At 54.9% G+C, this 25,825-nt stretch carries 19 protein-coding genes and 1 pseudogene; 11 read left to right on the top strand and 9 right to left on the bottom strand.

Annotation, left to right across the window (positions count from 1 at the left end; translation table 11 throughout):
• The first annotated feature begins 14 nt into the window (after positions 1-14).
• The 5 genes from VIJ98_RS03580 to VIJ98_RS03560 all read left to right on the top strand — a co-directional run bounded on the left by VIJ98_RS03580 (position 15) and on the right by VIJ98_RS03560 (position 5,817).
• Positions 15-899 (top strand): dihydrodipicolinate synthase family protein, encoded by an 885-nt coding sequence (locus VIJ98_RS03580; protein WP_323272314.1) that lies wholly within the window; start codon positions 15-17, stop codon positions 897-899.
• Between the two features lie 150 nt (positions 900-1,049).
• Positions 1,050-2,003: a phosphoglycerate dehydrogenase gene (locus tag VIJ98_RS03575; RefSeq protein WP_323272312.1), complete on the top strand. Its 954-nt coding sequence runs from the start codon at positions 1,050-1,052 to the stop codon at positions 2,001-2,003.
• A 44-nt stretch (positions 2,004-2,047) separates the two neighbouring features.
• Positions 2,048-3,367: an MFS transporter gene (locus tag VIJ98_RS03570; protein ID WP_323272310.1), complete on the top strand. Its 1,320-nt coding sequence runs from the start codon at positions 2,048-2,050 to the stop codon at positions 3,365-3,367.
• A 72-nt stretch (positions 3,368-3,439) separates the two neighbouring features.
• A complete protein-coding gene (locus VIJ98_RS03565) occupies positions 3,440-4,777 on the top strand; it encodes an MFS transporter (protein WP_323272307.1) in 1,338 nt (445 codons plus the stop codon).
• Complete coding sequence (locus VIJ98_RS03560) at positions 4,774-5,817, top strand: cyclase family protein (RefSeq protein WP_323272305.1); 1,044 nt, start codon at positions 4,774-4,776, stop codon at positions 5,815-5,817. Before VIJ98_RS03565 ends, VIJ98_RS03560 begins: the two co-directional genes overlap by 4 nt.
• Positions 5,818-5,862: 45 nt before the next feature.
• Here the strand turns inward: VIJ98_RS03560 and yacL are convergent, their stop codons facing one another.
• From yacL to VIJ98_RS03545, 3 genes and pseudogenes are all read right to left on the bottom strand, one after another.
• Positions 5,863-6,225: a protein YacL gene (gene yacL / locus VIJ98_RS03555; protein ID WP_008108552.1), complete on the bottom strand. Its 363-nt coding sequence runs from the start codon at positions 6,223-6,225 to the stop codon at positions 5,863-5,865.
• Between the two features lie 172 nt (positions 6,226-6,397).
• Positions 6,398-8,995 carry a bifunctional aconitate hydratase 2/2-methylisocitrate dehydratase gene (gene acnB, locus VIJ98_RS03550; RefSeq protein ID WP_323272303.1) on the bottom strand — a complete coding sequence of 866 codons (2,598 nt, stop codon included), beginning with the start codon at positions 8,993-8,995 and terminating at the stop codon, positions 6,398-6,400.
• A 238-nt stretch (positions 8,996-9,233) separates the two neighbouring features.
• Positions 9,234-10,229, bottom strand: a pseudogene (locus VIJ98_RS03545) (aldo/keto reductase).
• Positions 10,230-10,327: 98 nt separating this feature from the next.
• Here VIJ98_RS03545 and VIJ98_RS03540 point away from each other — a divergent pair.
• Entirely contained in the window at positions 10,328-11,275 is a 948-nt protein-coding gene (locus VIJ98_RS03540) for a LysR family transcriptional regulator (RefSeq protein WP_154154162.1), read from the top strand.
• A gap of 230 nt (positions 11,276-11,505) precedes the next feature.
• The gene (locus VIJ98_RS03535; protein ID WP_137385164.1) at positions 11,506-11,652 is read left to right on the top strand and encodes a Hok/Gef family protein; all 147 of its coding nucleotides are present in this window, start codon (positions 11,506-11,508) and stop codon (positions 11,650-11,652) included.
• A gap of 144 nt (positions 11,653-11,796) precedes the next feature.
• On the opposite strand, the gene lpdA is transcribed toward VIJ98_RS03535, so the two are convergent.
• The 4 genes from lpdA to pdhR all read right to left on the bottom strand — a co-directional run bounded on the left by lpdA (position 11,797) and on the right by pdhR (position 18,866).
• Entirely contained in the window at positions 11,797-13,221 is a 1,425-nt protein-coding gene (gene lpdA, locus VIJ98_RS03530; RefSeq protein WP_008108560.1) for a dihydrolipoyl dehydrogenase, read from the bottom strand.
• A gap of 173 nt (positions 13,222-13,394) precedes the next feature.
• Positions 13,395-15,293 (bottom strand): pyruvate dehydrogenase complex dihydrolipoyllysine-residue acetyltransferase, encoded by a 1,899-nt coding sequence (gene aceF / locus VIJ98_RS03525; protein WP_323272300.1) that lies wholly within the window; start codon positions 15,291-15,293, stop codon positions 13,395-13,397.
• Between the two features lie 14 nt (positions 15,294-15,307).
• Positions 15,308-17,974, bottom strand: a complete 2,667-nt coding sequence (gene aceE, locus VIJ98_RS03520) for a pyruvate dehydrogenase (acetyl-transferring), homodimeric type (protein ID WP_008108564.1) — start codon at positions 17,972-17,974, stop codon at positions 15,308-15,310.
• A 127-nt stretch (positions 17,975-18,101) separates the two neighbouring features.
• Positions 18,102-18,866, bottom strand: coding sequence for a pyruvate dehydrogenase complex transcriptional repressor PdhR (pdhR, locus tag VIJ98_RS03515; protein ID WP_008108566.1), 765 nt, complete (start codon positions 18,864-18,866; stop codon positions 18,102-18,104).
• Between the two features lie 513 nt (positions 18,867-19,379).
• Between pdhR and aroP the strand changes: the two genes are divergently transcribed.
• The 3 genes from aroP (at position 19,380) to VIJ98_RS03500 (ending at position 23,254) form a co-directional block, all read left to right on the top strand.
• A complete protein-coding gene (aroP, locus tag VIJ98_RS03510) occupies positions 19,380-20,735 on the top strand; it encodes an aromatic amino acid transporter AroP (protein WP_008108568.1) in 1,356 nt (451 codons plus the stop codon).
• 162 nt (positions 20,736-20,897) lie between these two features.
• A complete protein-coding gene (locus VIJ98_RS03505; protein ID WP_323272298.1) occupies positions 20,898-22,304 on the top strand; it encodes an MFS transporter in 1,407 nt (468 codons plus the stop codon).
• Positions 22,301-23,254, top strand: a complete 954-nt coding sequence (locus VIJ98_RS03500; RefSeq protein ID WP_323272296.1) for a family 43 glycosylhydrolase — start codon at positions 22,301-22,303, stop codon at positions 23,252-23,254. The genes VIJ98_RS03505 and VIJ98_RS03500 overlap by 4 nt, the downstream gene beginning before the upstream one ends.
• On the opposite strand, the gene ampE is transcribed toward VIJ98_RS03500, so the two are convergent.
• Both ampE and ampD read right to left on the bottom strand, forming a co-directional pair.
• Complete coding sequence (gene ampE / locus VIJ98_RS03495) at positions 23,236-24,090, bottom strand: beta-lactamase regulator AmpE (RefSeq protein WP_008108573.1); 855 nt, start codon at positions 24,088-24,090, stop codon at positions 23,236-23,238. The genes VIJ98_RS03500 and ampE overlap by 19 nt on opposite strands.
• 16 nt (positions 24,091-24,106) lie before the next feature.
• On the bottom strand, positions 24,107-24,658 hold the full coding sequence (gene ampD, locus VIJ98_RS03490; protein ID WP_008108575.1) for a 1,6-anhydro-N-acetylmuramyl-L-alanine amidase AmpD: 552 nt from the start codon (positions 24,656-24,658) through the stop codon (positions 24,107-24,109).
• 182 nt (positions 24,659-24,840) lie between these two features.
• On the opposite strand from ampD, the gene nadC reads away from it, so the two are divergent.
• The gene (gene nadC / locus VIJ98_RS03485; RefSeq protein WP_323272294.1) at positions 24,841-25,737 is read left to right on the top strand and encodes a carboxylating nicotinate-nucleotide diphosphorylase; all 897 of its coding nucleotides are present in this window, start codon (positions 24,841-24,843) and stop codon (positions 25,735-25,737) included.
• Positions 25,738-25,825: the final 88 nt, after the last annotated feature.

Genomic DNA, 25,825 nt, shown 5'->3' with positions numbered 1-25,825 from the left:
TTATCGAGGACAACATGAGCAAAAAAATTCAGGGCGTGTTAACCGCCATCGTCACCACCTTCGATCGCGACGGCGCATTCAATCCAGCCGCTCAACGCGAACAGGTTCAACGTCAATTAAGCGCTGGCAACGGCATCTTCTGCGGCGGCACCAACGGCGAATTCTTCGTGTTGAACGAACAGGAGAAGCTGGCGGTGACGCAAACCTGCGTTGATGAAGTGAACGGCAGCGCGCCGGTGGTGGCGCACATTGGCGAGATCTCCACACGTGAAACCATTCGCCTTGGGAAACAAGTGGCGAAGCTGGGCGTGGATGCGGTTTCGGTGATCACGCCCTATTTCGTGCCGCTGAAGCAGGAAGAGCTGATTGCCCACTATCGCGCGGTGGCCGACGCCATCGACGTGCCGCTGTTCCTCTACAACATTCCGGCGCGCACCGGCAACACGCTGCAGCCGGAAACCGTATGCACGCTGGCCGCGCACCCGAACATCATCGGCATTAAAGACAGCGCCGGCAGCTACGAAAGCCTGAGCGGCTTCCTGCAAGCGGCTGCAGGAATCGACAGTTTTGATGTGCTGAACGGCCCGGATTCGCTGATTCATCAGGGCTTTGTCGACGGCTGCTCAGCCTGTATTTCTGGTCTCGCTAACGTGGCACCTAAAGAGATCAATGCGATTTGGGCACGCTTTCATGCCGGCGATATCGAAGGTTCGCGCCTGGCGCAGGAAAACGTCACCGGTCTGCGCACCGATCTGTATAGCGTGGGCTTCTCTCCCGCCGCAGTGAAAAAAGCGGTGACGCTGCTGGGCTTTGAGGTTGGCGACAGCCGCTATGCGGTGAGTTTCTCTGCCGAAGAAGAGCAGAAGATCCGCCAGATTGTGAATCAGTATTTGCAGTAATGCAGGTGCGCCGTTGGTTTGGTCACCCTAAAGGGCGACCCTACGGCGTATGAATGCGGGTACGAACGCACATATGAATGCGGTTTTGTAGGGTCGCCATTTATGGTGACCTGGCCAATTTGGCAGCATTTACTAATCCCGGGAAGAATCATGAAAGTCATCTGTACTTCACCGTCATTCGCCAAATACGACGCGGCACCGATTGAGGTGCTGCAGCAGCACGGTTTTGAGCTGATCACGCTGCCCGCCGATGCGCCGCTGAGCGCACTTGAGCCACATCTGGCTGACACCGTAGCGATGATTGTGGCCTTTACCGACATCAATGAAGAACTGCTGGCATTAACGCCGCAGCTGAAAATCGTCTGTAAGCACGGCGTTGGCGTCGACAACATCAATCTGGAAGCGACGCGCGCACACGGTATTTACGTCACCAACGTGCCGGATGCCAACAAACACGCGGTTGCCGATTTCGCCTTTGCTTTGATCCTCAACAGCGCGCGTCAGATCACCCAGGCCGCCATTGAAACCCGCGCCGGCAGCTGGCCGCGAATTTTTGCCACCGACGTCTACGGCAAAACGCTGGGCATCATCGGGCTGGGCAATATCGGCAAGCAGGTTGCGCTGCGCGCCAAAGGCTTCAACATGCGGGTGATCGCGTTCGATTTTTATCCCGATGAACAGTTTGCTGCCGAGCACGGCATCGAATTCGTCACGCTGGATCAGCTGACCGAAACCAGCGATTTCATCACTCTGCACATGCCGCTTACCGACAAGACGCAAAATTTATTTGATGCCGCACGCCTCAAACGCATGAAGAAAACTGCCTTCCTGATTAATGCCTCACGCGGCGGCGTGGTGAACGAACAGGATCTCTATCAGGCGCTGCTGGATAACGTGATTGCCGGTGCGGCGGCTGATGTGTTTGTGCAGGAACCGCTGACCGAACATCCGCTGTTCACGCTCAGCAACTTCATTCCCACTTCGCACATTGCCGGTTACACCGACGGCGCAATCAGCGCGATTGGTGAACGTTGCGTGTCGCAAATTGTGCAGTGCATCCAACAGGGCGAACGCCCAATCAACGTGATGAACGGGCTGGAATAACACGCCGCCTTTCTCTGTAACCCTTTTTCGAGTGGATAATTATTATGACTAACTCTGCGCGCTCGAGTCGTATCCGTTGGTGGATTGCTGGCCTGATGTGGCTGGCCATCGCCATTAACTACATTGACCGCACCGTGCTCTCGGCAGCGGCACCGCATCTGATCAAAGAGCTCGATATCAATCCTGAAATGATGGGCTTCATCATGGCGGCGTTCTTCTGGTCGTATGCGCTGTTGCAGATCCCGGCGGGCTGGTTCGCCGATCGCTTCGGTCAGAAAAAAGGCCTCGGCATCGCCGTCGGCTGGTGGTCAATCGCGACCATGGCGATGGGCCTCGCGACCGGATTTAAATCGCTGCTGGCGCTACGTTTAGCCCTCGGCGTCGGTGAAGCCGCCGCCTATCCCAGCAACGCGGGCATTACCGCGCGCTGGTTCCCGGACCGCGAACGCGCCACGGTTTCTGGCCTGTTCGACAGCGCCTCCAAGTTTGGTGGTGCGGTGGCCATGCCGCTAATTGTCTTTATGATTGCCCTGTTCGACTGGCGTCTGACCTTCCTCGCCATTGGTGCGCTCGGTTTGTTCTGGGTGATTGCCTGGTACTTTATCTACGCCGAGAACCCGGAAGATCATAAGTCGATCAGCAAAGAAGAAGTGCGCTTCATCCGTGACGGCCAGGCGCAGAAGCACGGCGACAAAAGCGTGCGTCCGATGAAGTGGTACAAACTGCTGCGCTACCGCAATATTTGGGCGATGTGCATTGGCTTCTTCACCATCAACTACACCTCTTATTTCTTTATCACCTGGCTGCCGACCTATCTGGTGAAAGATAAAGGCATGGATTTCCTCAAAATGGGGATGGTGGCCGCGCTGCCGCTGATCTGCGGCATGGTGATTGAAGTGCTGGCGGGTTGGGCATCGGATCGTATGGTGCATAACAAAGTGCTGTCGCTGACCGCCACACGCAAACTTTTCCTCACCATCGGCCTGCTGATGGCGCTGTGCATCGGCTTTGCTCCGTTCACCGATTCAGTGTTTATGACCGTGCTGCTGCTGTGTATCGCCAAATCAGGTACGACTGTGGCGGCATCACAAGTGTGGGCCTTGCCGGGCGATGTGGCGCCGCAAAACAGCGTGTCGATTGTGGCGGGCCTGCAGAATACCGTTTCAAATATGGGCGGCGCGGTGGGCCCGATTATTACCGGCGCGATTGTTGGCGCCACCGGTCACTTTACCTGGGCGCTGGTGTTCTCGGCGGTACTGGTGGTGATTGGCATCCTTAACTATCTGTTCCTGATGGGTAAAGTTGAACCTATCGTTGATGAGGAACAGGTTTCACATTCACATTCCGTTGCAAGCGGCGCCTAAGCGCCAAACCTCGCCGCATCGTTCTGATGCGGCGTTTCCCCTACAGAAAATAAAAAACAATTGGAGGCGATAATGTCGCTTAATTCCAATGGATCACCTGCTGCAATTTCGGCAAGTAACGCGAAAGGGAAATTTCGTTTCGTCATTCTCACGGTGCTGTCGGTCGGCATCGCAATCAACTATATCGACCGCGCCGCGATGAGTGTGGCGATGCCATTCATGAGCCAGGAACTGCACTTCTCGCCCACCGACAGCGGCTTACTGCTCTCGGCGTTTTTCTGGAGCTATGTGCTTTTTCAACTGCCCGGCGGTTGGCTGGTTGATAAGCTTGGCCCACGCATCACCTTCGCAGCCAGCAGCCTCGGCTGGGGCTTAGCAACGGCGGCCTGCGGACTCGCCAGTTCGATTGCCGCGCTGGTCGGCTTCCGCTTTGTGCTCGGCGCGGTAGAAGCGCCAAGCTATCCCGCCAGCTCCTCCACGGTAACGCGCTGGTTCCCGCGTCAGGAGCGCAGCTTTGCCGCCGCCACCTTTAACAACGGCAGTAAAATTGGCGGTACGCTGGCGATCCCAATCATTTCGTTTTTGATTGCGCTGGTTGGCTGGCGCATGACTTTCGTCATTTCCGGTGTGGTGGCGATGATTTGGGCGCTGACATGGTATCTGTGGTATCGCGATCCGCGCGAACACAAGAGCGTGACGGCTGAGGAAGTGGAATTTATCGAAGCCAATCAGGACCCACAAACCGGCGATCCAATGAGCGTGCGTCAGCTGCTGGGTCAGCGCACCGTGCAAGCGATGATGGCCGGTTTCTTCTGCATTAACTTCGTCTCCTACTTCTTTTTTACCTGGTTCCCGACCTATTTGGTGGAAACCTTCCATCTGTCGCTAATGAAATTCGGTCTGCTCGGCATGCTGCCGGGCGTGGCAGCCATTATCGGCGGCTGGTGCGGCGGCTTGTTATCTGATGCGCTGGTACGTCGCGGTTATTCACTCAGCGTGGCACGCAAAATCCCCCTGGTCGGCGGCATGCTGGGTAGCGCGACCATCGGATTAGCCGCCTTCTCACCAACCGTTGGTCTGGCGTTAGCGGCGCTGTGTTTTGCTAATTTCGCCGCTACCTTTGCCTCTGCGGCTTTGTGGGCTCTGCCTTCAGACGTCGCCCCGAACCGCGCCAATGTTGCCACCATCGGTGGTATCCAGAATATGGCAGCTAATCTCGCGGGGATTATTTCGCCGATTCTGATTGGTGTGCTGATGCAGTTCACCCATTCGTTTGTGATTCCGCTGGAAATTGCCGGCGTCATCGGCGTGATTGGCGCGCTGATCTACGCATTCTGGCTGCCACGCGTGCAGCCGATGGGGACAGACAATAATGCGGCGCTGGAAGGCAACTTAAGGAGAGAAGTATGAATACGCGCTGGAAAAAACGTCCGGAGCCCTCAACATGGGGCGACTTTGGCCCGGACGATCAGCTCGGGCGTCTTAATCTGCTCACCGCCACTAAAGTGCGCGAAGGCGTGGCAGAAGTGCAGACCGGGAAAACCTTTTGCCTGAGTTTACCGCTCGATCTGCCAGGCGGCACGGCGATGAATCCGCGCCGTCAACCGCCGCAGCTCAATGCCACACGACGCGGCGAACATGCCAACATGACCTATCCCTTATCGCGCGACAATCCGCAGCTTAGCGATGTGATTTGCGATGATAGCGTGACGCTAGCGCTGCAATACTCGACGCAATGGGACAGCCTGGCGCATATGGGCCAATGGTTTGACGTTAACGATAATGGCAAACCAGAAATGGTGTTCTACAACGGCTATAAAGCCAATGTGGATATCATCGGTGAAACCGATTATCGCAGCGGCTGTGGCTGCAATCATGGCAGCCATCTCGGTGCTAAAGCATTAGGCATTGAGAACATGGCGGCGCATGGCATGCAGGGTCGCGCGGTGATGATTGATATCAAGCGCCACTTCGGTAGCGAGCGTTTTGCCTTTGGTTACGCGCATCTGCAACAGATTCTGCAGGCCGATAACATTGAGGTGCGACCGGGTGATTTCGTCTGCTTCCGCACCGGCATGGATGAGGCGATTCTCGCCATGCAGGGCAAACCGGACATGGCTTTCCTCAATAGCCACTTTGCCGGGTTGGATGGCAGTGATACGGCTTTGCGTAACTGGATTGTCGAGAGCGGCGTGGTGGCGCTGTTGGCGGATAATCCTGCGGTTGAGATATTGCCAGCGCGGCCAATGAACGATGATTTTTATCCATCACATCCGCTGCACGATCTCTGCTTGTTCCGGCTGGGCGTCTATCTCGGTGAGCTGATGTTGCTAAGTCCGTTGGCGGATTGGCTGGCGCAGCATCAGCGCTATGCGTTTCTGCTGACGGCGCCGCCATTGCGTTTGCCCGGCGCGGTGGGATCGCCGGCAACGCCGATTGCAACAGTGTAGAAAAGTGCGGTTGTTGGTTAGGTCGCCATGAATGGCGGCCCTACGTTATTTACCGGCGATAAACAGCCGATAAGCGGCAATCACCGCGAGAAAATCTTCGACGCCGCAGAAAGAGAGGCTCTCTTCGTCGTAATAGGTCATGCCCTCTTCCATGCCGTCATCTTCCAGCGCCAGCTGGTTGGCACGAATCATCACCTCTTCTTCATCCAGCCACAGCGTGTATTCATGTCCAACGCGCTGCCACTGATTAATGGTGCCTTTCACCTGCTGGGCGGCGGCCTCAACCTCATCCAGCAACGGCAGATTGTCTTTGACCTCTTCGTTGAACCAATGCCCCACCGCTTCGTGGTCCATCGACATACGCACTTTGACCTGACCGGTCAAATCACGCAGAAATTCGTACTCCATGGGTTTGCCTCATACTGATGACGCGCCGTGCGGCACCGTGTTAGTGCATTTTGTGCGCAGCACGCTGAATAAAGTGGGATCGCGCTCGCATTATGCCTGGAGATGTCAGCGGAAAAAAGGGCATAAAAAAAGGGACGATCTTCATCGTCCCCTTGTTCATCCCGAAAGCCGATCAAACGGCAGTCTGGAAGATCACGCTATCCGCTTTTTCAGTGTATTGTCCCAGCTGATCAAAGTTGAGGTAGCGATAAGTGTCAGCCGCGGTCTTATCAACCTGCAGCATGAACTGCTGATACTCGTCCGGCGTTGGCAGCTTGCCAAGCAGCGAAGCGACCGCCGCCAGTTCAGCTGACGCCAGGAAGACGTTCGCGCCGGTACCCAGACGGTTCGGGAAGTTACGGGTTGAGGTGGAAACCACCGTCGCGCCGTCCGCCACACGCGCCTGGTTACCCATGCACAGTGAACAGCCCGGAATCTCGATACGCGCACCGCTCTTACCGAAGACGCTGTAATAGCCCTCTTCGGTCAGCTGTGCGGCGTCCATTTTGGTTGGCGGCGCAACCCACAAGCGGGTTGGCAGCTGGCCTTTATGGGCATCCAGCAGTTTACCGGCCGCGCGGAAGTGACCAATGTTGGTCATGCACGAACCAATGAACACTTCGTCGATCTTCTCGCCCTGCACGTCAGACAACCAACGCGCGTCGTCTGGATCGTTAGGTGCGCACAGAATCGGCTCTTTAATCTCGGCCAGATCGATATCGATCACCGCCGCGTATTCCGCATCCGCATCGCCTTCCAGCAGTTGCGGATCGGCCAGCCATTTCTGCATGCCTTCAATGCGGCGCTCCAGCGTACGACGATCGCCGTAGCCTTCCGAGATCATCCACTTCAGCAGCACGATGTTCGAGTTCAGGTACTCGATAATCGGCTCTTTATCCAGCTTGATGGTACAGCCTGCAGCAGAACGCTCAGCCGAGGCATCGGTCAGCTCAAATGCCTGCTCTACTTTCAGTTTCGGCAGACCTTCGATTTCCAGCACGCGGCCAGAGAAGATGTTTTTCTTACCTTTCTTCTCAACGGTCAGCAGGCCCGCTTTGATCGCGTACAGCGGAATAGCGTGTACCAGATCGCGCAGGGTGATGCCCGGCTGCATTTCGCCTTTGAAGCGCACCAGCACCGATTCCGGCATATCCAGCGGCATTACGCCGGTCGCAGCAGCAAACGCTACCAGACCAGAACCTGCCGGGAATGAAATACCGATTGGGAAACGGGTGTGCGAGTCACCGCCGGTACCAACGGTATCTGGCAGCAGCATACGGTTCAGCCAGCTGTGGATAACGCCATCGCCCGGACGCAGCGACACGCCGCCACGGTTCATGATGAAGTCTGGCAGCGTATGGTGCGTGGTCACGTCAACCGGCTTCGGATAGGCGGCGGTGTGACAGAATGACTGCATCACCAGATCCGCGGAGAAGCCGAGGCACGCCAGGTCTTTCAGTTCATCACGGGTCATTGGACCGGTGGTGTCCTGAGAACCGACTGAAGTCATTTTGGGTTCGCAGTACGCGCCCGGACGAACGCCGTCTACGCCACATGCGCGGCCAACCATTTTCTGCGCCAGTGAATAACCACGGGTGCTGGCAGCGACATCTTTGGCTTGCACGAACACATCACTGTGCGGCAGGCCCAATGACTCGCGCGCTTTGGTGGTCAAGCCACGACCGATGATCAGCGGAATACGACCGCCAGCACGGACTTCGTCCAGCAGCACGTCGGTTTTCAGTTCGAAGGTCGCCAGCACTTCATCAGTTTCGTGATTGCGCACTTCGCCTTTGTATGGGTAAACGTCGATGACATCGCCCATGTTCAGACGATCAACGTCAAGCTCGATTGGCAAGGCACCCGCATCTTCCATGGTGTTGAAGAAGATTGGAGCGATTTTACCGCCGAGGCACAGACCGCCGCCCTTTTTGTTCGGCACGTAAGGGATATCGTCGCCCATAAACCACAGCACCGAGTTGGTGGCGGATTTACGCGAAGAACCGGTACCGACCACGTCGCCCACATAGGTCAGCGGGAAGCCTTTGGTCTGCAGTGCTTCGATCTGTTTGATCGGGCCAATGTTACCAGCATCGTCGGGTTCGATGCCTTCACGGGCGTTTTTCAGCATTGCCAGCGCGTGCAGTGGAATATCCGGGCGTGACCATGCATCCGGCGCCGGAGAGAGGTCGTCGGTGTTGGTTTCGCCGGTCACTTTGAACACGGTGGTGGTGATTTTTTCAGCCAGTTTTGGACGCTTCAGGAACCATTCGGCATCGGCCCAGGACTGGATGATTTTTTTCGCGTGTGGGTTACCCGCTTTGGCTTTCTCTTCGACATCGTAGAAGTTATCGAACATCAGCAGCGTGTGAGACAGGGCTTCGGCAGCGATGGGTGCTAAGACTTCATCTTCTAACGCTTCAATCAGCGCATGGATGTTATAACCGCCCTGCATGGTGCCCAGCAGCTCAACGGCTTTTTCGCGAGTAACCAGAGGAGAGTGGGCTTCGCCCTTAGTGACAGCTGCCAGGAAACCGGCTTTAACATACGCCGCTTCATCAACACCTGGTGGAACACGATTGACCAACAGGTCGGTAAGGAATTCTTCTTCACCCGCTGGCGGGTTTTTTAGCAGTTCAACCAGCGCGGCCATCTGGGAAGCATCTAACGGCTTAGGTACGATTCCCTGGGCAGCACGCTCGGCAACGTGCTTACGGTATTCTTCTAGCACGACGTTCTCCTCGCTCTCATTGTATAGCTTTCCGGTGCACCCCTTGATGCTGTCGAACAGTAGGGTGAGGTGCCCGGTTCCGCGTGGGGCAGCATAGCAGCATTTCGCCTGATTGTTAATCTGTTTACAAAAAAGCAACATCCGTGCTTTTTTTAGCAGCTTCATCTGCAAATTGAGCGGGATCACATAAAAAAGCAGGCTTTGAAAGCCTGCTAGTTCTCATTTTCGGAGGAGAGTTTTAACGATCGACCAGCACAAACTCGCTGTCGTTATAGCGCTGGCCCAGAATGTTTTTCTCGCTAAACACCTCATCCAGCGTGGCGACATCCGCATGACGTAATGCTAAATCGGCGGCGGCGCAGTTCTGTTCCAGATGGGCGATTTTGCTGGCACCGGGAATCGGCACAATATTCTCGCCTTTGGCCAGCACCCACGCCAACGCCAGCTGAGCGGCGGTTGCGTCATAACCTGCAGCCATCTCAGTGAGCTGATTCACTAACTTTTGGTTATGCGCCTACGCATCCTGCTGAAAACGCGGCAGTGAACGACGGAAGTCATCTTCCGCTAAGGTTGTGGCGGCCGGGAATTTCCCGGTGAGGAAGCCGCGCCCCAGCGGGCTATACGGGACAAAGCCGACGTTCAGTTCACGGCAGGTAGCGAGGACATCTTGCTCCGGATCGCGTGACCACAGCGAATATTCGCTTTGCAGCGCCGAAATCGGATGCACCGCATGCGCACGGCGCAAGGTGGCGGATGACACCTCAGACAAACCGAGATACTTCACCTTCCCTTCCCGCACCAGATCGGCCATCACGCCCACCACCTCTTCAATCGACACCGCCGGATCGAGACGATGCTGATAGAGCAGTTCGATGGTTTCCACTCCGAGACGTTGCAAAGATCCTTCGACCGCACGTCGAATATGCGCCGGATCGCTATTCACCCCAGTAATTCGTTCCCAACCTTCTCCCTGATCGGTAATGCGAAAACCAAACTTGGTCGCCACTTTGATATCGCTGCGCCCTTTAATTGCTTTTGCCAACAAGCTCTCGTTGGTGAATGGACCATATACTTCTGCGGTATCGAGGAAATTCACGCCCAGCTCAAACGCCCGCGCCAGCGTGTTCAGCGCCTGTTTTTCATCGTTCTGCCCATAGGCGAAACTCATACCCATGCAGCCTAATCCCAGCGCCGAAACCTGTAATCCCTGATTGCCTAATTGACGTTGTTGCATTGTTTAATCCTCTTCGCTGTTGGTGTTAATGTTATAAACCTCAGCAATCACGGCAACAATTGAGGCATTTTTGCCGATTTAGTGAGTAAAACTCAGCAATGAATAAATACCGTGCGTCTATGCAGGAACTGGAGATGTTTGCTGCCATCGCGCAGCATCTGAGCTTTCGTAAAGCAGCGGAGGAGCGCAATGTCACACCTTCCAGCCTGAGCCACGCGATGCGCCATTTCGAAGCGCGTTTAGGTGTGCGGCTGCTCAATCGCACCACGCGCAAAGTGGCGCTCACCGAAGCCGGTGAACGCTTTTTACAGCGCATTCAGCCTGCGCTTGCCGATCTGTCGCAAGCGGTGGATGAGCTCAACGACTGGCGCAGCGATCCACGCGGCGTATTGCGCATTAGCATGCCGCGATCGGCGGAAGCACTTTTCTTCGATACGCTCATTTTGCCGTTCTTGCTGCGCTATCCCGAGATTACGCTGGAGATCGACAGCAACGATTCACTGCTGGATATCGTAGAGGCCGGATTTGATGCCGGCGTGCGCTACGGCGATGTGCTGGCGCAGGATATGGTGGCAGTGCCGTTTGGCGCAGCGATGCGGGCGCTGGCGGTGGCGAGCCCGGCGTTTATTGCGCAGCATGGCGCGCCACAGCAACCCGCTGAGCTGCTGCAGTTTCCCTGCATTGAGCGACGCTTTCCCAGTGGCCGACGTTATCGCTGGGAATTTTGGCAGGATGGCCGCAAACAGGAAGTGGCGGTAAAAGGATCGCTGGTGCTGGATAACAATGAGCGAATATTACAGGCAGCGCGTGCGGGCGTAGGCATTGCCTTTCTGCATGAAGGTACGGTGCGGGAAGATTTAATTCGCGGTGAGTTAGTGGAAATATTGGCAGACTTCACTCAGGTAGAAGAAGGTTTTTGGCTTTACTATCCTAGCCGTAAATATATTTCCGCACCGCTAAGGCATTTTATTGATTGGCTTAAAGAAATTAACTTCCAATTAAAAAAACCATTACGCGATCTATTTAAATGGTTAGATAATATATAAATCCATTAATTAGAAATAATTTAAAAATTAAGATGAAATAAAAGAAGTTTGGCGTAGACTGCCTGCGGGCGCTTGAGGCAACTTGCTTCAAGCTGAAAAGATTGAGGTGGGTTGTGGAGCGTAAAACCGTGCAGTTAACTTTCATTAACCGCACGGGCAAGCGAACTACCCTACACGTCAGAAATGTCAGGGTAGTCGCTTGCTCGTGCTAAATCAAGAGGAACGTGACTATGAAGTCAATATTCAGCAAGCTGATTATCAGCGGGCTCATTCTATTAGGATTGTGTCTGGTTAATCGCAGCTCACTCTGTGAATTACGATTACGGATATTCACTGCTGAATTATCGGCTGTTATGGCTTACGAAGCACAACAGTAAAACTTCACTAGCGGGAGTTCGCTCCCGCTATTCCGGCATGACTCACAAAGTAGCTCACGCGCCTTTTTTACTTGTTTATTTAAATAGAAGCCTTAATAAAAAACGGCTCCTTAAAGGAGCCGTTAATTTATTCAAAGCGCAAACTTATTTCTTTTTCGCTTTAGGGTTCGGCAGGTCAGTGATGCTACCTTCGAACACTTCGGCAGCCAGGCCGACAGACTCATGCAGCGTTGGGTGCGCGTGAATGGTCAGGGCGATATCTTCGGCATCACAGCCCATTTCGATCGCCAGACCGATTTCACCCAGCAGCTCGCCGCCGTTGGTACCGACAATCGCACCACCGATAACACGGTGAGTTTCTTTGTCGAAGATCAGTTTGGTCATACCGTCTGCACAATCAGAAGCGATAGCACGGCCAGAAGCTGCCCACGGGAAGGTGGACACTTCGTAGCTGATGCCTTTCTCTTTGGCTTCTTTCTCGGTCAGACCAACCCAGGCAACTTCTGGCTCGGTGTAAGCAATTGATGGGATCACTTTAGGGTCGAAGTAGTGCTTCAGGCCCGAGATCACTTCCGCCGCTACGTGGCCTTCGTGCACACCTTTGTGCGCCAGCATTGGCTGACCCACGATGTCGCCGATAGCATAGATGTGCGGTACGTTGGTGCGCATCTGCTTGTCGACGCGGATAAAGCCGCGATCGTCCACTTCCACGCCAGCTTTACCAGCATCAAGGCCTTTACCGTTCGGTACGCGACCAATCGCCACCAGCACCGCGTCGTAACGCTGTGCATCGGCTGGGGCTTTTTTGCCTTCCATTGAGACGTAGATACCGTCGTCTTTCGCTTCAACAGCGGTAACTTTGGTTTCCAGCATCAGGTTGAATTTCTTGCTGATACGCTTGGTGAAGACTTTCACCACGTCTTTATCGGCAGCCGGGATCACCTGGTCGAACATCTCAACCACGTCGATCTCTGAACCCAACGCTTTATAAACGGTGGCCATTTCCAGACCGATGATGCCGCCGCCCATTACCAGCAGACGCTTCGGCACTTCTTTCAGTTCCAGCGCATCGGTAGAGTCCCACACGCGCGGATCGTTGTGCGGAATGAATGGCAGTTCGATTGGACGAGAACCGGCCGCGATGATCGCGTTATCGAAGTTAATGGTGGTTGCGCCACCTTCACCTTCAACCACCAGCGTGTTAGCACCGGTGAATTTGCCGAGGCCAGTGACCACTTTCACTTTACGACCTTTCGCCATACCCGCAAGGCCGCCAGTGAGCTGGTTAATAACCTTCTCTTTCCACGAACGAATTTTGTCGATGTCAGTTTGCGGCTGGCCAAACACGATACCGTGCTCTTCCAGGGCTTTTGCTTCGTCGATCACTTTGGCGACGTGCAGCAGCGCTTTTGACGGGATACAGCCTACGTTCAGACAAACACCGCCGAGGGTGCTGTAACGCTCAACGATTACGGTTTCCAGACCTAAATCAGCGCAACGGAAGGCTGCAGAGTAACCTGCAGGACCTGCCCCAAGTACCACGACTTGAGTTTTAATCTCTGTACTCATCATGACCTCTTGTTTGATTACCGGCAGTCAGGAGAAAGCTTTTCCCAAGCTATAATGCCCTATATCCGCCGGGACATTTCACCGCGAGAGTTTACAGAATTGTTAACAAACTGCCAACCGCGGCAACATTGAATGCTTACAACAAGGCCGGCTTTCGCCGGCCTTGATTAACTTCACATCACCAGACGGCGAATGTCGGACAGTGTGTTGTTGATGATGGTGATAAAGCGCGCACCATCAGCACCGTCGATCACGCGGTGGTCGAAGGAGAGTGAGATCGGCATCATCAGACGCGGCTCAAACTCTTTACCGTTCCACACCGGCTCCATCGCTGACTTGGAAACACCGAGGATAGCCACTTCAGGCGCGTTGACGATTGGCGCGAAGTGCGTGGTGCCCAGGCCGCCAAGGCTGGAGATGGTGAAGCAACCGCCCTGCATATCGCCAGCGGTCAGCTTGCCATCACGCGCTTTCTTGGAAATCGCCATCAGCTCGCGAGACAGTTCAGTGATGCCTTTCTTGTTCACATCTTTGAACACTGGAACCACCAGACCGTTTGGCGTATCGACCGCCACACCGATGTTGATGTATTTCTTCAGCGTCAGTTTCTGTGCATCTTCAGACAGTGAACTGTTGAAGCGTGGCATCTGCTCAAGAGCAGCGGCAACGGCTTTCATAATGAACACCACTGGCGTGAATTTCACATCCAGTTTGCGTTTCTCAGCTTCGGCATTCTGCTGTTTGCGGAACGCTTCCAGGTCGGTGATATCGGTTTTGTCGAAGTGCGTAACGTGCGGGATAACCACCCAGTTACGGCTCAGGTTGGCACCCGAGATTTTCTGGATACGGCCCAGTTCCACTTCTTCGATTTCGCCGAACTTGCTGAAGTCCACTTTCGGCCAAGGCAACAGACCTGGCAGGCTTCCGCCGCTGGCTGCAGCAGCCGGAGCCGCTTCAGCGCGTTTCACCGCGTCTTTAACGTAAGTCTGCACGTCTTCTTTCAGGATACGACCTTTACGGCCGGTGCCTTTGACTTTCGCCAGATTCACACCGAACTCGCGCGCCAGGCGACGAATCACCGGCGTAGCGTGTACATAAGCGTCGTTCTCAGCAAACTCGCCTTTTGCATCGGCTTTCGCTGCTGCCGGAGCCGCTGCAGGTTTCGCTGCTTCTGCCGCTGGAGCCGCTTCCTGCTTAGCTGCAGGCGCCGCAGCCGGTGCTGCGCCTTCCACTTCGAACACCATGATCAGTTTACCGGTGCTGACTTTATCGCCAGTCGCCACTTTCAACTCTTTCACGGTACCGGCGAACGGTGCAGGCACTTCCATTGAGGCTTTGTCGCCTTCAACCACGATCAGTGATTGCTCAGCAGCGACTTTGTCGCCCACTTTTACCAGAATCTCGGTGACTTCAACTTCGTCGCCACCAATGTCCGGCACGTTGACGTCTTTCGCGCCAGAAGCCGCAGGAGCTGCAGCTGGTGCGGCTTCCTGTTTGGCTGCTGGAGCGGCAGCGGCTGGCGCTGCGCCTTCTGCTTCGAACACCATGATCAGTGAGCCGGTGTTCACTTTATCGCCGGTGGCGATTTTGATCTCTTTTACCACGCCCGCGAACGGTGCTGGCACTTCCATTGAGGCTTTGTCGCCTTCAACGGTGATCAGCGACTGCTCAGCGGCAACTTTGTCGCCAACTTTCACCAGGATCTCAGTGACTTCAACTTCGTCGCCGCCGATGTCCGGTACGTTGACCTCTTTGCTGACCGCAGCAGCAGCGGCTGCTGGAGCAGGAGCGGGTTCCGCTTTCTTCTCTTCGGCTGGCGCTGGCGCCGCTTCTGCGGCACCTTCAGCTTCAAAGATCATGATCAGTTTGCCGGTTTCTACTTTGTCGCCGGTAGAGATTTTGATCTCTTTAACCACGCCCGCCTGTGGCGAAGGCACTTCCATGGAGGCTTTATCGCCTTCCACGGTGATCAGCGACTGTTCAGCTTCAACTTTGTCGCCCACCTTGACCAGGATTTCGGTGACTTCAACTTCGTCTGCCCCGATGTCCGGTACGTTAATTTCGATAGCCATTACTCTCTTACCTCTTAAGCCAGACGCGGGTTAACTTTATCGGCGTCGATATTGAACTTGGTGATTGCTTCTGCCACCACTTTCTTATCGATTTCGCCGCGTTTAGCCAGCTCACCCAGCGCAGCCACAACCACATACGATGCATCCACTTCGAAGTGGTGACGCAGGTTTTCACGGCTATCGGAACGACCGAAGCCATCGGTACCCAACACGCGATAATCGCTGGAAGGTACGTAGCTGCGAACCTGTTCTGCGAACAGCTTCATGTAGTCGGTTGACGCGACGGCCGGTGCTTCGTTCATCACCTGAGCGATGTACGGAACGCGCGGGGTTTCTGTTGGATGCAGCATGTTCCAGCGCTCGCAATCCTGACCATCACGCGCCAGCTCGGTGAACGAGGTCACGCTGTAGACGTCAGAACCGATGCCGTAATCTTTCGCCAGGATCTGCGCGGCTTCACGCACGTGACGCAGAATTGAACCTGAACCCAGCAGCTGCACTTTGCCTTTACTACCGTCTACGGTTTCCAGCTTATAGATACCCTTACGGATACCCTCTTCCGCACCCTGCGGCATCGCAGGCATGTGGTAGTTTTCGTTCAGCGTGGTGATGTAGTAGTAGATGTTTTCCTGCGCTTCGCCATACATACGCACCAGACCATCTTGCATGATGACCGCAATTTCGTACGCGTAAGACGGATCGTAAGAGATACAGTTCGGGATAGTCAGCGACTGAATGTGGCTGTGACCATCTTCGTGCTGCAGACCTTCGCCGTTCAGGGTAGTACGACCTGAAGTACCGCCAACCAGGAAGCCGCGTGCCTGCATATCACCTGCCAGCCACATCAGATCGCCGATGCGCTGGAAGCCGAACATCGAGTAATAGATGTAGAACGGAATCATCGGCAGGTTGTTGGTGCTGTAAGAGGTCGCCGCAGCCAGCCAGGATGAACCTGCGCCCAGCTCGTTGATCCCTTCCTGCAGAATCTGGCCTTTCTCGTCTTCTTTATAGTAAGCAACCTGCTCGCGGTCCTGCGGGGTGTACTGCTGACCGTTCGGGCTGTAGATACCAATCTGACGGAACAGACCTTCCATACCGAAGGTACGCGCTTCGTCCGCGAGGATCGGAACCAGACGATCTTTGATCGACTTGTTCTTCAGCATCACGTTCAGGGCACGCACGAAAGCGATGGTGGTGGAGATCTCTTTGTTCTGCTCTTCCAGCAACGGACGGAACTCTTCCAGCGTAGGCATTTCCAGCTTCTCGCTGAACTCCGCCTGACGCGTTGGCAGGTAGCCGCCCAACTTCTCACGCTGACCGTGCAGATAGTTGTACTCTTCAGAACCTTTCTCGAAGGTGACGTATGGCAGCTCTTCGATTTTGTCGTCGGCAACCGGCACATTGAAGCGATCGCGGATGTAGCGAACGCCATCCATGTTCATCTTCTTAACCTGGTGCGCGATGTTTTTACCTTCGGCAGTGTCACCCATACCATAACCTTTGATGGTATGTGCCAGAATCAGCGTTGGCTGACCTTTGGTGTCCTGCGCTTTTTTCAGTGCTGCGTAGACTTTCTTCGGATCGTGGCCGCCGCGGTTCAGCGCGAAGATCTCTTCGTCTGACCAGTCTTTCACCAGAGCTGCGGTTTCCGGATATTTACCGAAGAAGTGCTCACGCACGTACGCGCCGTTACGGGATTTGAAGGTCTGATAATCGCCATCAACGGTTTCGTTCATCAGTTGGATCAGCTTGCCGCTGGTGTCCTGACGCAGCAGTTCATCCCAACGACCGCCCCAAATCACTTTGATCACGTTCCAGCCAGCACCGGCAAAGATGCCTTCCAGCTCGTTGATGATCTTACCGTTACCGGTGACCGGGCCATCCAGACGCTGCAGGTTACAGTTGATGATGAACACCAGGTTGTCCAGCTTCTCACGGGTGGCGATGGTGATCGCACCTTTGGATTCCGGCTCATCCATCTCGCCATCACCAAGGAAGGCGTAAACGGTTTGTGCTGAGGTGTCTTTCAGACCACGGTGTTCCAGATACTTCAGGAATTTCGCCTGATAGATCGCGTTCAGTGGACCCAGGCCCATTGAAACGGTTGGGAACTGCCAGAAGTCCGGCATCAGTTTCGGGTGCGGATAAGAAGAGAGACCTTTACCCTGCACTTCCTGACGGAAGTTATTCATTTGATCTTCGCTCAGACGACCTTCAAGGAAGGCGCGCGCGTAGATACCTGGAGAAATGTGACCCTGGAAGAAAACCAGATCGCCGCCGTCTTTGTCGCTACGTGCGCGGAAGAAGTGGTTAAAGCACACTTCATAAATGGTCGCGGAAGATTGGAAGGAGGACATATGGCCGCCCAGCTCCAGATCTTTCTTCGACGCACGCAGCACCGACATGATGGCGTTCCAACGAATTGCGGAACGGATACGACGTTCAAGAGAGGTGTTGCCCGGATAGTCCGGCTCATCTTCAACTGCAATAGAGTTAATGTAGTTGCTGATTGCAGAGGAACCTGCGGCAACTTTCACGCCACCTTTGCGTGCTGCACTCATTACCTGATCAATCAGATACTGCGCGCGCTCAACACCTTCTTCACGGATGACCGATTCGATCGCTTGTAGCCAATCACGAGTTTCGATCGGATCCACGTCATTCTGTAAACGTTCTGACATGGGGTGTATTCCTTATCTGTGTCTAATACGTTGAAATTATCAGGAGCCTGTCTGCTTGTGCTTTGCTTCTGGTTCACAGCACAAGAAGACAGGCCCGTCGTGTTTTCCGCACGTTCGTTGCCGTGCGTTATTCCTTACGTTGCTGTAAACGACGCAGGGAGCGTTCACGACGACTCTGCTCCCGACTTCTATCCAGCAAGATTTCCTCAATGAACGCCAGGTGACGATGAGATGCCTCGCGTGCTTGTTCTGGCTCACGCGCCACAATCGCCTCGTAGATACTGGCGCGGTGACCGCTCACTTTCGCCAGCATTTCCCGACGAGCGTAGAGCAATTCAAAATTCTGACGGACGTTTTGTTCCAGCATAGGGCCCATGGAACGCAGCAGATGCAGCAGCACCACATTATGGGCTGCTTCTGTGACAGCGATCTGATACTTCATCACTGCATCGGCTTCGGCATCGAGATCGCCGCTGTCCTGTGCCTGCTGAATATGAACATGGCAGTCGCGGATGCGCTGCAGATCTTCATCGGTTCCCCGCAGTGCCGCGTAATAGGCAGCAACGCCTTCCAGCGCGTGGCGGGTTTCCAGCAGGTCAAACTGAGATTCTGGATGTTCGGCAAGCAGACCGACCAGCGGGTCGCTCAGGCTTTGCCAGAGATTTTTTTGGACGAAGGTGCCACCACCCTGACGACGTAGCAGCAGGCCTTTAGCTTCCAGGCTCTGAATCGCTTCGCGCAGGGATGGACGTGAGACATCAAACTGTTTCGCCAGTTCACGCTCAGGGAGCAGTTTTTCACCCGGCTGGAGCGTCCCTTCCATAATGAGGGATTCCAGCTGCTGCTCAATCGCATCGGAGAGCTTGGGTTGGCGAATTTTACTGTAGGCCATCTTCCCTTCTTATCAGCCAAACGTCCGGAGTAAATTGGTAATACCAATTGAAAAATGGTGCCGGTAAAGTAACAAAGTATTCACCTTGTGTCTATATGGCGGGCTTCACACTTCCGGGGACGATAGCAATGGCGCTGCACTAACTTACCGAAATAAGGTAGGAAAATGTTGGCCTGCGGCAAATGTTAAATAATTGTGTTTTTACCAAACCTTACACTGAGTTAGCGGAGTAAATGGTGCATAACCATAAGCGAAAGCTATTCGTGTTCACGGTTTTTTCATGGCAGAAATAATGCGACGGGCGCGCAGAGGATGCTGCTGCTTTTTCAGTCATCTCTCAGCACAAAAAGCAAAAGCAGGTGCAAAGCGGCGCGCTTATCACTATTCTGAACGCCGTGGTAGCTCATGCATGCACACAGCACGCCAGATACCGTAAAGAAAAGAATACATTAGGGTAAACAGCCTTACAGTGCGCGCACTGCAGGTGCACAATAACAACATCACGAGGTTTGTATGGAACAACAGCATGGCGACACGCTGCATCGCGGCTTAAAGAATCGCCATATTCAGCTGATTGCGCTGGGCGGAGCCGTAGGTACTGGTCTGTTTCTGGGCAGCGCATCAGTGATTAAATCGGCCGGTCCTGCCGTTATTCTCGGTTACGCGATCGCCGGTTTTATTGCCTTTCTGATTATGCGCCAACTGGGCGAAATGGTGGTTGAAGAGCCGGTTGCCGGCAGCTTCAGCCACTTCGCCTACAAATACTGGGGCAACTTCGCCGGTTTCGCCTCGGGCTGGAACTACTGGGTGCTGTATGTGCTGGTGGCGATGGCTGAGCTGACCGCCGTCGGTAAATACGTGCAGTTCTGGTGGCCAGATTTCCCAACCTGGGCCACGGCGGCCATCTTCTTTGTGCTGATCAACGCCATCAACCTGACCAACGTGAAAGTGTTTGGTGAGATGGAGTTCTGGTTCGCGATTATCAAAGTGGTCGCGGTCATCGGTATGATCCTGTTCGGTGGCTGGTTGCTGTTTAGCGGCAACGGTGGCCCACAAGCAAGCGTCAGCAACCTGTGGGATCAGGGCGGCTTCCTGCCACATGGCATGACCGGGCTGGTGATGATGATGGCGATCATTATGTTCTCGTTTGGTGGTTTAGAGCTGGTGGGAATCACTGCCGCAGAAGCCGACAATCCACAAGAGAGCATTCCAAAAGCCACCAATCAGGTGCTGTGGCGTATCCTGATTTTCTATATCGGTTCACTGGCGGTGCTGCTGTCGCTGCTGCCGTGGACGCGCGTAACGGCGGATACCAGCCCGTTCGTACTGATCTTCCATGAGCTGGGCGATGCTTTTGTGGCCAACGCGCTGAACGTGGTGATCCTGACGGCGGCGCTGTCGGTCTACAACAGCTGCGTTTATTGCAACAGCCGCATGCTGTTCGGCCTCGCGCAACAGGGCAACGCGCCGAAAGCGCTGCTGAAAGTTGATAGCCGTGGCGTGCCGGTCGCGACCATTCTGGTCTCAGCCGTAGCGACCCTGCTGTGCGTACTGATCAACTACCTGATGCCAGGCGAAGCCTTTGGCCTGCTGATGGCGCTGGTGGTCTCTGCGCTGGTGATCAACTGGGCGATGATCAGCCTCGCGCACCTGAAATTCCGTAAGAAGAAAGACCAGCAAGGTGTGACCACGCGCTTCAAAGCGGTGCTCTATCCGCTGGGTAACTGGATCTGCCTGGTGTTCCTCGCCGGTGTGCTGGTGATCATGCTGATGACGCCGGGTATGGCGATTTCGGTCTGGCTGATTCCGGTTTGGCTGGTGATTCTGGCTATCGGTTACACCATCAAGAACAAACTACAGAAAGCGTAATGTTGTTCTCTGCCCGGTACGCCGTTGCCGGGCAGCACTTCTGATCTGGCTCACACTTTTCCCCGCCCGCGCGTTTTGTCCATCTACCCGACAATTTGCTCCCCAGCAGATTACTGATTTAGCACAGATAATTCCTGCTCATCATATCGCTGGAGACGATCAATGAAAGGAGCAGCTCTCTCGTTCAGGGAGAAACTGGGATATGGCATGGGCGATGCCGGATGCAACATGATTGGCGGTGCCATCATGTTGTTCCTCAATTATTTCTACACTGATGTATTCGGTTTAGCTCCGGCGCTAGTCGGCACGCTGTTGCTGTCAGTGCGCGTACTCGACGCGGTTACCGATCCGATCATGGGCGCGATTGCCGACCGTACGCAAAGCCGCTGGGGCCGTTTCCGCCCGTGGCTGCTGTGGGTTTCCGTGCCTTACGTGCTGTTCAGCGTGTTGATGTTTACCACGCCGGAGTGGAGCTACGACAACAAGGTCATCTGGGCGTTTGTCACCTACTTCCTGATGTCACTCACTTACACCGCCATCAACATTCCTTACTGCTCGCTGGGCGGCGTGATTACCAACGATCCGGGTGAGCGCGTTTCCTGTCAGTCTTATCGCTTTGTGATGGTGGGCATTGCCACGCTGATCCTCTCACTTTCGCTGCTGCCGATGGCCGAATGGTTTGGCGGCGACAACAAAGCGCGCGGCTATCAACTGGCAATGAGCGTGCTGGCACTGATTGGTCTGGTGATGTTCCTGTTCTGCTTTGCCACGGTGCGCGAGCGCATTCGCCCTGCCACGCCAAGCAACGATGATTTGAAACAAGACCTGCGCGACGTATGGAAAAACGATCAGTGGGTGCGCATTCTGCTGCTGACCTTCTGCAACGTCTGCCCCGGTTTTATCCGCATGGCCGCCACCATGTATTACGTCACCTGGGTGATGGGGCAATCAACGCACTTTGCCACGCTGTTTATCAGCCTTGGCGTGATCGGCATGATGTTCGGCAGCACGCTGGCGAAAATCCTCACCGATCGCTGGTGCAAGCTCAAGGTGTTCTTCTGGACCAACATTGCGCTGGCGCTGTTCTCCTGCGGCTTCTACTGGATTGATCCGTACGCCACTGTTGCGGTGGTGATCGCCTACTTCCTGCTGAATATCCTGCATCAAATTCCGTCGCCGCTGCACTGGTCGCTAATGGCCGACGTGGATGATTACGGCGAATGGAAAACCGGCAAACGCATCACCGGCATGAGCTTCTCCGGCAACCTGTTCTTCCTCAAAGTAGGATTGGCGGTTGCAGGCGCGATGGTCGGTTTCCTGCTGTCAATTTACGGCTACGATGCTGGCGCAAAACAGCAGGCACCCAACGCCATAAACGGCATCATGCTGCTGTTCACGGTAATTCCGGGCGTCGGATATCTGATTACCGCCGGCGTAGTGCGTTTAATGAAAGTGGATCGCAACTTAATGCGTACGATTCAGGCCGATCTGGCGCTGCGCCGTGCCCATTCACACCACGAATCCCCTATCGCGTCCTCTGCGACTGCGCAACCTGGAGAGATCAAATGAGCTGGCCCAATCCTTTTATTACTCAACGCGCCGATCCCTTTATTCTGCGCCATGCCGATGGCTACTACTTTATCGCCTCGGTGCCGGAATATGACCGACTGGAGATTCGCTATGCCTCGACGCTGGCTGGCCTGATTGAGGCAGAAGCGGTAACGGTGTGGCACAAGCCGGATACCGGCCCGTTCAGCGCGCTGATTTGGGCACCGGAGTTGCATCACATCAACGGGCAATGGGTGATCTATTTCGCCGCTGCACCGACGCGTGCAATTAAAGATGGCCTGTTCCAGCACCGCATGTATGCGCTGGTATGTAATGATGCCGACCCGCTAAGCGGTAACTGGCAGCCCTGCCGCCGCGTACATACGCCCATCGACTCCTTCTCTCTCGATGCGACGTATTTCCAGCATCAAGGCAAACACTGGTATCTGTGGGCGCAAAAAGATCCGGCGATTCCCGGAAACTCCAACCTGTATCTCGCTGAGTTACTCAATCCGTGGACGTTGAAAAGCGCCCCGCTGATGTTGAGCCGACCGGAGTATGAATGGGAGTGCGCGGGATTCAGCGTCAACGAAGGACCGGCGGTAATTCAGCATGGCGACAAGCTGTTTATCACCTATTCCGCCAGCGCGACTGATGAAAATTACTGCCTGGGAATATTAAGCATTGATGTGTTAGCCGATCCGCTCAACATCAGCGCCTGGCATAAGTCCGCGCGGCCGGTATTTGCCACCAACTGGGATAATCAGCAATACGGACCGGGACACAACAGCTTTACGGTGGATGAAGCGGGAAGAGCGGTGCTGGTGTATCACGCGCGCAATTACACCGAAATTGAGGGCGATCCGCTATGGGATCCGAATCGCCATACGCGTTTGAAATACTTTGACTGGCGCGAAGACGGCACACCGGATTTCGGCGTGCCGCCCGCCGATCACACCAGCGTGCCGTAGATAGTCAACAGCGCGACCACCACCACCAGCACCAGAGAAATACGTTTCGCCAACGCCACCGCAACCCGTGGCGTTTCGACTTTATCCATGTGCGGATCGCGTGCCAGAGAGAACTGCGCCAGGCTGGTCAGCACCTGATATTGTGGGCGATGCAGATCGCCCAGCGCGGCAAACCAGGCTGGCAGCGCACGTTCACCGTGGCCGAGCAACGCGTAAGCCACGCCGGCCAAACGCACCGGGATCCAGTCCAGCACATGCAGCAGACGATCAACGCCAGACTGCGAGCGCTCCAGCGGCGAATGATGTTTGGCCAGCCAGCTCTGCCAGGCGCGCAGAAACGCATAGCCCACCAGCAGCACTGGGCCGTAAGGTCCGCCGACCACAAACCAGAACAGCGGCGCAAGATAGAAACGGAAGTTAATCCAAATCAGCGCGTTTTGCAGTTCACGCAGGAACTCGCGCTCGCTGCACTCGACCGGCACACCGTGAATCAGCGTCAGTTCGGCCGCCATCGCCTGATGCGCCGCTTCATCGTCATGGCTCGCGGCCTTGAGATAGCTGTGATAGTGCAGTCGCACCGAACCCGCGCCTATACACAGCAATCCCACCACAATCCAGAACAACAGTTGCGCCACGCCAAACAGAATGCCTTTCAGGCTCCACACCACCAGCCAGACGATCAGCATCGCTATCACTGTCATCATCAGCGTACGCAGCAGGGAAAAACGCTGACGGCCCCGGAACAGCGGCTCAAGCCGATGGTCCAGTTGCCAATGCTCACCCAATTTAAAAAGGCGTTCCCAACCTAAAACTAATAACAAGCTAAACAACGTCATACCTGCTCCTGCTGTCTCAGGGATTCTCCTGCCTGATGGATTCTTTATAGCGCAACCAGTCAAAAGAGGAACCGGGATCGGTTTTCCGCTCTGGTGCGATATCGCTATGGCCGGTGATGCGCGCAGGCGTCAACGGATAGTGCTGCAACAGCAGGTGAGTCACCTGTTGCAAAGTCGCGTACTGCGCATCGGTATAGGGCAGCGTGTCGGTGCCTTCCAGTTCAATGCCCATGGAAAAATCGTTGCAGCTTTCGCGGCCTTCAAACTGCGACACGCCGGCGTGCCAGGCGCGCTGATCGAAAGAGACGTATTGCACCAGCTCGCCGTCGCGGCGGATTAAACAATGCGCCGCCACGCGTAAATGGGCGATATCAGCAAAATAGGGATGCGCATCGGCAGGCAACGTGCCGGTAAACAAGCGATCGATCCACGGCCCGCCAAACTCACCGGGCGGTAAGCTGATGTTATGAATCACCAACAGCGAAGGCACTTCATCATTTGGACGCTGATTGAAGTGTGGTGAAGGTACTTTACGCGCGCTGGTGATCCAGCCCTCTTCCAGTTTCATGCTGTTAAATCCTAAGCAAAATCAGGCTGAGAATAACATGTTTCATCCAGCAGACTTGCGACTTAATGCGCCGCTGCAGGTGAGTTCAGGATACTAAACATTTCACCGCCAGCAACTGGCAATGACCGATAAATCAGGCTAAGGTGAGCGCACAAAATCTCGTCTTGTGGAGTGGCAAAACCATGGCAACGCGTCGTTACGATCCCGATCATCGCCGTCAGGAACTGATTAAACGTATAGAGCAGGACATCCCGGAAGCCGTTGCCCGGGCGCTTCAGGAGGATTTAGGCGGCGAAGTGGATGCGGATCGCGATATCACCGCGTTGCTGCTGCCGGCAGAAAAACAGGCGGTGGCAAAAGTCATCACCCGTGAAGCCGGTGTTTTTTGTGGTAAACGCTGGGTGGAAGAAGTCTTTATCCAGCTTGGCAATAAAGTCACCATCACCTGGCATGTTGAAGATGGACAAACACTGGTTGCCGATCAGTTGCTGTTCGAGCTTACCGGTCCGGCGCGCCTGCTGTTAACCGCAGAGCGCACCGCGCTCAATTTCGTGCAAACGCTGTCCGGCGTGGCCACCGAGGTCAGCCGTTATGTCGCCCTGCTGGCGGACAGCGAAACCCAACTGCTTGATACGCGCAAGACCTTGCCAGGCCTGCGTACCGCGCTGAAATATGCAGTGCTGTGCGGTGGCGGTAAGAACCATCGTTTAGGCCTGTCGGATGCTTTTCTTATCAAAGAGAACCACATTATCGCCAGCGGCTCGGTGCGTAACGCCGTGGAAAAAGCGTTGTGGCTCTCGCCCGATGTGCCGGTAGAAGTTGAAGTCGAATCGCTGGCGGAACTGCAGGATGCCATCGATGCTGGAGCGGACATCATCATGCTCGATAACTTCAGCCTTGAGATGATGCATGAAGCGGTTGCGCTAACCAACAAGCGAGCTTTGCTGGAAGTCTCTGGCAACGTAACCGAAACCACGCTGCCGCAAATTGCCCAGACCGGCGTTGATTATGTTTCTGTCGGCGCGCTGACCAAACATGTGCATGCGCTGGATCTGTCGATGCGTTTCCGCGAGCTCTAATGCTCTAAGTCTGCCGCCTGTTAGCGCGGCAGATATGCGAGATGGCTTCCAAAACGCTGTTATCTCCGCTGTAATCCTGACGATTCTC

The organism is Pantoea sp. S18 (genome assembly GCF_045689705.1).
GTDB classification, from domain to species: domain Bacteria; phylum Pseudomonadota; class Gammaproteobacteria; order Enterobacterales; family Enterobacteriaceae; genus Pantoea; species Pantoea symbiotica.
This window is presented reverse-complemented; position numbering and strand designations above follow the sequence as displayed.

Coding starts and splice junctions, on each gene's coding strand:
- VIJ98_RS03500 (WP_323272296.1), top strand. CDS start 22,301: ATGAGCTGGCCCAATCCTTTTATTACTCAACGCGCCGATCCCTTTATT.
- yacL (WP_008108552.1), bottom strand. CDS start 6,225: ATGGAGTACGAATTTCTGCGTGATTTGACCGGTCAGGTCAAAGTGCGT.
- VIJ98_RS03535 (WP_137385164.1), top strand. CDS start 11,506: ATGAAGTCAATATTCAGCAAGCTGATTATCAGCGGGCTCATTCTATTA.
- pdhR (WP_008108566.1), bottom strand. CDS start 18,866: ATGGCCTACAGTAAAATTCGCCAACCCAAGCTCTCCGATGCGATTGAG.
- VIJ98_RS03570 (WP_323272310.1), top strand. CDS start 2,048: ATGACTAACTCTGCGCGCTCGAGTCGTATCCGTTGGTGGATTGCTGGC.
- lpdA (WP_008108560.1), bottom strand. CDS start 13,221: ATGAGTACAGAGATTAAAACTCAAGTCGTGGTACTTGGGGCAGGTCCT.
- ampD (WP_008108575.1), bottom strand. CDS start 24,658: ATGAAACTGGAAGAGGGCTGGATCACCAGCGCGCGTAAAGTACCTTCA.
- VIJ98_RS03505 (WP_323272298.1), top strand. CDS start 20,898: ATGAAAGGAGCAGCTCTCTCGTTCAGGGAGAAACTGGGATATGGCATG.
- nadC (WP_323272294.1), top strand. CDS start 24,841: ATGGCAACGCGTCGTTACGATCCCGATCATCGCCGTCAGGAACTGATT.
- VIJ98_RS03560 (WP_323272305.1), top strand. CDS start 4,774: ATGAATACGCGCTGGAAAAAACGTCCGGAGCCCTCAACATGGGGCGAC.
- VIJ98_RS03580 (WP_323272314.1), top strand. CDS start 15: ATGAGCAAAAAAATTCAGGGCGTGTTAACCGCCATCGTCACCACCTTC.
- VIJ98_RS03540 (WP_154154162.1), top strand. CDS start 10,328: ATGAATAAATACCGTGCGTCTATGCAGGAACTGGAGATGTTTGCTGCC.
- aceE (WP_008108564.1), bottom strand. CDS start 17,974: ATGTCAGAACGTTTACAGAATGACGTGGATCCGATCGAAACTCGTGAT.
- aroP (WP_008108568.1), top strand. CDS start 19,380: ATGGAACAACAGCATGGCGACACGCTGCATCGCGGCTTAAAGAATCGC.
- ampE (WP_008108573.1), bottom strand. CDS start 24,090: ATGACGTTGTTTAGCTTGTTATTAGTTTTAGGTTGGGAACGCCTTTTT.
- aceF (WP_323272300.1), bottom strand. CDS start 15,293: ATGGCTATCGAAATTAACGTACCGGACATCGGGGCAGACGAAGTTGAA.
- VIJ98_RS03575 (WP_323272312.1), top strand. CDS start 1,050: ATGAAAGTCATCTGTACTTCACCGTCATTCGCCAAATACGACGCGGCA.
- VIJ98_RS03565 (WP_323272307.1), top strand. CDS start 3,440: ATGTCGCTTAATTCCAATGGATCACCTGCTGCAATTTCGGCAAGTAAC.